Annotated in this window: 7 protein-coding genes; all 7 read right to left on the reverse strand. The window is 38.6% G+C overall.

The window, feature by feature from the left end; genetic code table 11:
• Positions 1 to 87 precede the first annotated feature (87 nt).
• Positions 88 to 1,476, reverse strand: a complete 1,389-nt coding sequence (locus tag Q0W95_RS00965) for an MFS transporter (RefSeq protein ID WP_297788712.1) — start codon at positions 1,474 to 1,476, stop codon at positions 88 to 90.
• 9 nt (positions 1,477 to 1,485) lie between these two features.
• Entirely contained in the window at positions 1,486 to 2,868 is a 1,383-nt protein-coding gene (locus tag Q0W95_RS00970) for an MFS transporter (RefSeq protein ID WP_297788714.1), read from the reverse strand.
• Between the two features lie 14 nt (positions 2,869 to 2,882).
• Positions 2,883 to 3,962, reverse strand: a complete 1,080-nt coding sequence (locus Q0W95_RS00975) for a Gfo/Idh/MocA family oxidoreductase (protein WP_297788716.1) — start codon at positions 3,960 to 3,962, stop codon at positions 2,883 to 2,885.
• Positions 3,962 to 4,816: a TIM barrel protein gene (locus tag Q0W95_RS00980; RefSeq protein ID WP_297788718.1), complete on the reverse strand. Its 855-nt coding sequence runs from the start codon at positions 4,814 to 4,816 to the stop codon at positions 3,962 to 3,964. The genes Q0W95_RS00975 and Q0W95_RS00980 overlap by 1 nt, the downstream gene beginning before the upstream one ends.
• Positions 4,809 to 5,834: a Gfo/Idh/MocA family oxidoreductase gene (locus Q0W95_RS00985; RefSeq protein WP_297788720.1), complete on the reverse strand. Its 1,026-nt coding sequence runs from the start codon at positions 5,832 to 5,834 to the stop codon at positions 4,809 to 4,811. Before Q0W95_RS00985 ends, Q0W95_RS00980 begins: the two co-directional genes overlap by 8 nt.
• Positions 5,835 to 5,840: 6 nt before the next feature.
• Positions 5,841 to 7,010, reverse strand: a complete 1,170-nt coding sequence (locus Q0W95_RS00990; protein ID WP_297788723.1) for a Gfo/Idh/MocA family oxidoreductase — start codon at positions 7,008 to 7,010, stop codon at positions 5,841 to 5,843.
• A gap of 106 nt (positions 7,011 to 7,116) precedes the next feature.
• Positions 7,117 to 7,386: PfkB family carbohydrate kinase (locus Q0W95_RS00995; RefSeq protein WP_297788725.1), on the reverse strand; the 270-nt coding region annotated here is incomplete at its 5' end.

Here is a 7,386-nt window from a genome sequence, read left to right on the forward strand (position 1 = left end):
CCTCCTTAGTCTTTCTATATTTTTACCCTAGAGCTTGTAAAAATAATTTATTTAGAAAAAATCCCCTCGCTAGGGGATTAAATCTAGTTAAGCTCTCTTTTCATCAAGTATTTTAACGTTTTTAGCAACTGTCTTTTTATCTAATGGATAGATAAACCAAGTTACAAGTCCACTTACACCAAGTGCAATGGCTGGAATTAGGGTCGATACAGCGTATATTCCCATAGCAACTTCAGAAGTTTGGGTTGTGGCACCAGAAACATAGCCAACCATTGTTAGAGCAAAACCACCAAGACCTCCTGCAAGGGCTTGACCAAGTTTTCTCGCAAAGGAGTAAATTGCATAAACTGTTCCATCATCACGTCTACCATTTTTAATTTCCAAATCATCAATTACATCTGTAATCATAGCCCAAGTTAGGGTATTGAAAATCCCTAGACCAAAGTAGGCAAAGGATGTTCCTACAAGGAATACATACATATTATTTACCTTGAGGATGAAAAGGAGGATGTAAACTGCAGATGAGAAAAGGAAACCAAAGGTTGAGGCTTCTTTCTTGCCCCACTTTTGACCAAGTTTCATAGCAGTTGGTGCTGTTATAAGCATTGGTAGTTGAGCAAAAAGTCCTGCTAGAGCCATGCCTTTTCCATTTTGGAAGTAAACTCTAAAGATGTAGGCATTCATTGAACCAACAAGTAGCATAGCCATCAAAAGAAGAATCGCCATAACAATTACAGATATCAAGGATCTGTTTAATAGGACATGGCCAATTCCCTTAGTTTTTGGAAGATCTTCTGCTACTTTAAAATTATTTAGTTTTATTCTTTCCTTAACTCCTTTAAAACAAATCATATAAGAAACTACGGCAAGGATGCCATAAGCTCCTGCAACTAGAGGAAACCTACCCATGAGGAGGATATCTTCTCCACCTGCTGGATTTGCCTTAAAAAGTAACATTGGTGTGATAAAACCAATGGTAAGGCCTGCTATTGTAGCACCTAAAGTTCTAAAAGTTGAAAGTTCAGTTCTTTGGTCAGGATCAGCTGTAACTGCTGAGGCCATTGAGCCGTAAGGTATATTGATAAAGGTGTAGCAAATTGAACCCCAGAATATATATGAAGCATACATATACACTAGCTTGAAGGTCATTGACATATCCTTTAGTCCTGTTTGGAATAGTAAAAAACCTGCGAAAGCAACAGGAATAGCTCCCCATTTAATAAATGGTCTAAACTTTCCGTCCTTGTTGCCCTTGAATTTGTCTACAATTCTTCCCATACCGACATCAGTGAAAGCATCTACTATACGGCTAGCAAGGAAGAGACCTCCAACAACCTTTGGGTCAATTCCCCATACATCTGTATAAAATAGCATAAGAAATCCTGCTATAAAGTTGAAGGTAAAGTTATTTGCTATATCCCCAAAGGCGTAGCCAATCTTATCGGCCCAGCCAAAAGGCTTATTTGTTTTTTGCATAATTTTCTCCTAGATATTTTGTCTTTTCTCATGTAAATATTTGGCATTTTCGTAAACTTTTTGTCTACCAAGTGGGTAGATTACTAGGTAAACTATGGCTGCCAAGAGAATTGTAACTGCTGGAAGTAGGGTTGAAATGTTATAAATTCCTGCTGTTACCTGGGGGTCAAACTTACTTGCTGCACTATAATTTATAGATGTTAGTAGAAATCCTGTAAGGCCAGATGCTGCCGCTTGACCAAGTTTCCTAGAAAATGAGAACGCTCCATAAATCGCCCCATCATCTCTCCTACCCTTGTTTACTTCAAGATCGTCTATTACATCTATAATCATAGCCCAGCTAGTTATTCCTTGGAAGGTAGTTCCGATTTGGAAAAGTATCACAAGGAAGATGAATATTCTCACATCTGTCAATTGAAGGAAGTAGGCAGCAAGGTAGCTTGCAGCTGATATTAACAAACCGAATACTGTTACTTCTTTCTTGCCAAATTTTGCCGAAAGTTTTGGTACAATTGTAGCCATTAGTAGGGTGATTACCATTTGGCTTGTTCCCACAAAACTCATAGCCTTAACATTTCTAAAATAGTTTGGATATAGGTAGGAGTTCATTCCACTTACTGCCATTACTGATAAAAGGAAGAAGAGGGATGCTAATATCAGACCTATGAGGGCTCTTGATGAGAACATTACCTTGAAGGTTGCAATGAATGAAAATTTCTCATCGCTCTTTGGAATCTTCACCCTCTCAGTTGTTAGCTTGAAACAAAGCATGTAGGCAATAATTGCAAGAATTGAACAAGCTAAGGCAAAGATGGCCATCTTATTTCCTGAAAGAATTTCATGACCATTTTGGTCTTTATAGTAAACAAACATCGGTCCAATTACTGCTATAATGAAGTTACCGATTTGACTTCCTATAGTTCTCCATGTAGAAAGGTGGGTCCTGTGGTCAGGGTTTTCTGAAACTGCTGAGGCCATTGACCCATAAGGAATGTTAATAGCTGTATAGGCAATAGAGCCCCAAAGTATGTAAGTTCCATACATCCACACAAGTTTCACTGCCATAGGCATATCTTTAAAATAGGTTGGATACAAGAGGAAACTCGCTAGGGCAACTGGTCCTGCTATTCTTCTAATCCAAGGAAGGAATTTTCCATCCTTGGTTGGTGGTGTTCTATCAACTATCTGCCCCATACCAACATCTGTAAAGGCATCTATTATTTTCGCTACAAGCATCATTAATCCTACACTAGCTGGGCTTACTCCCATAACATCTGTGTAAAATTTCATGAAAAATACTGATGAAAGGGCAAAGGAGAATCCATTGCCCAAATCTCCAAACATGTAGCCTACTTTATCGCTTATGCCAAACGGCTTTACTTTCTTCTGCATATTACTCTCTCAAATTATTTTATTACTATCGCTTCTTCTTGGCATTTTAAGCAAAGCTCCTGAGCCTTGAAGATATGTTCTTGGGTCATGGCATTTTCTGTGCCATTTATACAATCGAGTATCATCTCTCCAAAGAATGGAAATCCAACTTTGCCATTTACCTCAAAATGTTCTTCCCCATTCTCATCTACCAAAAATACATGGTCTCCTGTGGTATCTGTTGCAAGATTTGTGTATTTTCTTACTTCGATTGAGCCCTTAGTTCCTGTTATGAAAGTCCTTCCATCTCCCCATGTTGATAGCCCTTTTGGAGAAAACCAGTGGACTTTATAAAAAAATGTTGCACCATTTTCCCCAACAAGGGTTGCATCTCCGTAATCTTCTAGCTCTGGAGTATCAGGATTGGCGTAGTTTGCTACCTTGCTATGGAGGACTTTGGCATCCTCATTTCCTGTATAGTAGAGGAATTGTTCGATTTGATGGCTACCTATATCTGTTAAGATTCCCCCATATTGGTCTTTTTTGAAAAACCAATCTGGTCGGCTTTCCTTGTTTAAGCTGTGAGGTCCAAAACCTGTAACTTGGATGACTCTTCCAATCCTTCCTTCTTCTATGAGCTTTCCAGCAAAAATTGCTCCTTCAACGTGGAGTCTTTCAGAAAAGTATACAAAGTATCTTCTGCCAGTTTCTTTTACAAGCTTTTTTGTTTCTTCTAATTGATCAAGGCTTGTGAAACCAGTCTTGTCTGTAAAGTAGTCCTTACCAGCTCTCATAGTCTTATTTCCAAGAGCAGATCTTAGGTTGGGAATGGCTGCTGCTGCGAGCATCTTTATATCTTCATCCTTTAAAATTTCATCCACAGAGCTAACAGCTTTTGCTTCTGGGAATTTCTCTTGAAATTCTTTGATTTTCTCAGGGTCTTTGTCATAAACATAAACTATTTCTGCCCCAGCTTCCTTTAAACCATTGCACATCCCATAAATATGGCCATGGTCAAGGGCTCCTACTCCTACCTTAAATTCACCAGGTTCCACAACCTTGTTGGCCTTGCCTTGGGGAGCATAGTTCATGCCATCTTTCTTATCCATAGCCATTAGAACAAGTCTCCATATCCATTAGCTACTAGCCAATCATAGGAAATTTTCAGTTCATTGAAAGGATCTCTTCCATAAGATGAATCTTGTTCAACTAGAAGGTACCTACAACCTGACTTGATAGCTTGGTCAGCACATTCCTTTAGTGGGAGGGAACCTTGACCTAAAGGTGCAAATCTTGCCCTGTTGTCGAAAGCAGTTCTAAAGGCAGTTAAGTCTTCTTGCATCAATTTCAAGTCATCCATAGTTAGTGGCATTACTTCATAGTCTTTTAGGTGGACAAGTTCTACTTTTCCTGCGTATTTTTTGAGGATATTTACAGGATTTTCTCCACCCTTTTGCACCCAATGAACATCAAGCTCAAAGCCAAGTTCTGGGGCGTTTTCTGCTATGATATCAAGGAGATATTTACCATCGTATTTTACAAATTCTACATGATGGTTGTGGTAGTAGAGTTTGATTCCTTCTTTCTTGAGTTTTATGGCGTATTCGTTGGCTTTTTTTGCAAATTCAATCGCCTTATCAAGATTTGCCATCTTGTCAAAAGGTAGCATACCTATTCTAAGTAGGTCAGTTCCTACTGCCTTACAGTCTGCTACAATCTTATCATAGTCTGTTTCAAGGCTTTCTTGACCTTTAAACATTGGCTCGAGGGCAGCTGACATAGCTGCTACTTCCATATCAAAATCCTTGCAAGCTTTTATGATTTGGTCGATATTTTCTTTGCTTGTTTCCACTTGAGATACTTCTACAGACTTATAGCCTATATCTGAAAGTTTTTTGAAGGTTTCATAAGGTCCAACTTCCTTAAAAGAATCCACTACTGTGGAAGCTTGTACTCCTATTTTAGTCATTAATAATCTCCTCTTTTTTTACTTCTTTATTGGTCTTGGATGAATTGATTATGGCTTGAATTATTTGCATAGTTTCCATAGCGGAAGCTAAATCACAATAATCATCTGTGTCATCAATTATGGCTTTATAAAATTTGTTGATTAGTTTTTCGTGACCTGCTCCATAATAATCCTTGGTTGCATCGCTTTTATCATCTTCTGCCAGGCATTCTAAGGCTTTGTTGTAAAGCCTATTATCTTTTATTGTGTATTTTTCTTTTTGACTTATAACTTGTAGCTCAATTGAATCAGTTATTGAATAAGCATTGGTCGCGATAAAAAGTCCGTTTACCCCATCTTCATATTCAATGAAGGCATTGGCTGTATCTTCTACTTCGACTTCCTTATTCATAAGCTTAGTCATAGTTGCTGTAAGGCTTTTCCAGTCTTTTCCTGTTACGAAGGCCATAAGGTCTAGGGTATGGATGGCTTGGTTAATTATTACTCCAGCTCCAGCCTCTTTTAGAGTTCCCCTCCAAGGAGCTTGCTTATAGTAGTCCATATTTCTATACCAAGTTACCAGACCCTTTACTCCAAATACTTCTTCCTTGTTTTTTTCTATAAGCTCCTTGAGTTTTACAACCGTCTTGTTGTACCTATTTTGAAAACAGATACCAAGCTTTTGCCTATCCTTGTAAGCTTGGTAGAAATCGTAGAGGTCCTTGGTTTTTTCATAGCTTACATCTACTGGCTTTTCGCAAAATACATTGACCCCCTTAGCCAAGGCATACTTAGCAACCTCTGCGTGAAGATAATGAGGAAGGCAGATGTGAACTACATCCAAGTCCTCCTTATCTAACATTTCTTTGTAATCCTCATAGCAAGGAGTTATCTCGCATTTGATTTTTTGGCATTTACTAATCGCCTTTTCTTTATCTATATCACAAACTGCAACGAGCCTAGCATAGGGAGAATTATTTATGGAAAAGAGGTGGATTGGCGAAACTGTTCCGAGGCCTATTACTCCAACTTTTAACATAAATCCCTACTTTCTTTCTTGGAATTTTCCTTCTTCTTTGATTTTCTCGTTGAGAAGTTTTAGGTAAAGATCATCATCAAAATCTTTTACAGAAACTGGCTTGCCTAACCAACTTGAAAGGTGAACTGCATTTGCAAGTCTTACTCCGTTGATTCCTTCTGCTCCATTAGCAAGAAGTTCTTCCCCATCGAGTATGTGAGCTGCGAAGTTTCTAAGGACTTCACAGTGTTGACCACCCCATACAGAATTTTCTTCAATAACTTCTGTTTCAAAGAGGTCATCAAACTTCATTTGTCCTGCAAAAAGCATCCTAACATCATCAATTGTCATTCTAGCGTTGAGGTCATTTTCTGTTTCTTTGAGCCTATAAATTGTAGCCTTCTTGGAATCATCAACAACAATCTTGCCACCATCACATACGATTTCTAACCTGTCAGTTCCAATTATTTCGTTAGTTCCTGTTACAAAAACTCCAGTCCTTCCATCATCATATTCCATAAGGAAGTGAACTTGATCATCTACTACAATATCTCTTTGATAGCCATATTGAACGCTTGAGTAAACCCTATCAGGGGCACCTGTCATCCATTGGATAAGGTCGAGTTGGTGAGGAGCTTGGTTTACTAGAACTCCTCCACCTTCTCCGCCCCAAGTTGCTCTCCAGTCAGATTGCCTATAATAAGCGTCTGGTCTCCACCAAGTTGTGATAATCCAGTTGGTTCTTCTGATTGTACCGAGCTCTCCTGAGTCTAGGATTTCTTTAAGTTTTCTATATAGTGGGTTGGTTCTTTGGTTGAAAAATAGAGCATAGGCCTTGTCGGATTTTTGGGCAACTTCGTTAAGCTCCTTAACTTGTTTAGTATAAACACCAGCTGGTTTTTCATTTAGAACATTTACTCCATGAGTTAAACCATAGATAGCCATTTCTGGATGTAGGTAGTGAGGAACACAAGTTACGATTCCTTCTACTTCTCCACTATCTACCATTTCTTTGTAACATTCATAAAACTTAGCCTTTGGAAATACTTTCTTTGCTAGGTCTAATTTTTGAGAATCTATATCACAAACCGCTGTAACTTCAACGTTTGCTACCATGCCTTCAGAAATGAATTTACCATACATAGAGCCTTCTGTACCATAACCAATAATTCCTAATTTTAATTTTCTATCACTCACTTTTACCTCCTGAATTTAATTTAAGCTGATTGATAATCGTTTTCCGTTGTTTTAAAAAATAATCTTCAGGAAGGGAGCGAACCCTCCCTAAAGATTTTAAAGTTTATTATCTTTGCACCCTACCTGAAGCATCTCCTCCAACTAGGTTTTCTACTTCTTGTCTTGACATATGGTTAAAGTCGCCTTTGATTGTGTGTTTTAAAGCAGATGCTGCTACACCAAAGTCTAAGGCATCTGCTGGGCTTTTGCCATCTAGGAGTCCTGTAATTAGACCTGCTGCAAAGCTATCTCCTCCTCCTACTCTATCTACAATTCTTACGTCGTATTGTGGAGCTTGGTGGAAGTCTTTGCCATCATAGATTAGGGCTGACCAGCC

The sequence above is a fragment of the uncultured Anaerococcus sp. genome, assembly GCF_947253225.1.
GTDB lineage: Bacteria > Bacillota > Clostridia > Tissierellales > Peptoniphilaceae > Anaerococcus.

Excerpts from the sequence above, each read along its gene's own strand:
- Q0W95_RS00965 (WP_297788712.1), bottom strand. The coding sequence starts at position 1,476 with ATGCAAAAAACAAATAAGCCTTTTGGCTGGGCCGATAAGATTGGCTAC.
- Q0W95_RS00970 (WP_297788714.1), bottom strand. The coding sequence starts at position 2,868 with ATGCAGAAGAAAGTAAAGCCGTTTGGCATAAGCGATAAAGTAGGCTAC.
- Q0W95_RS00975 (WP_297788716.1), bottom strand. The coding sequence starts at position 3,962 with ATGGCTATGGATAAGAAAGATGGCATGAACTATGCTCCCCAAGGCAAG.
- Q0W95_RS00980 (WP_297788718.1), bottom strand. The coding sequence starts at position 4,816 with ATGACTAAAATAGGAGTACAAGCTTCCACAGTAGTGGATTCTTTTAAG.
- Q0W95_RS00985 (WP_297788720.1), bottom strand. The coding sequence starts at position 5,834 with ATGTTAAAAGTTGGAGTAATAGGCCTCGGAACAGTTTCGCCAATCCAC.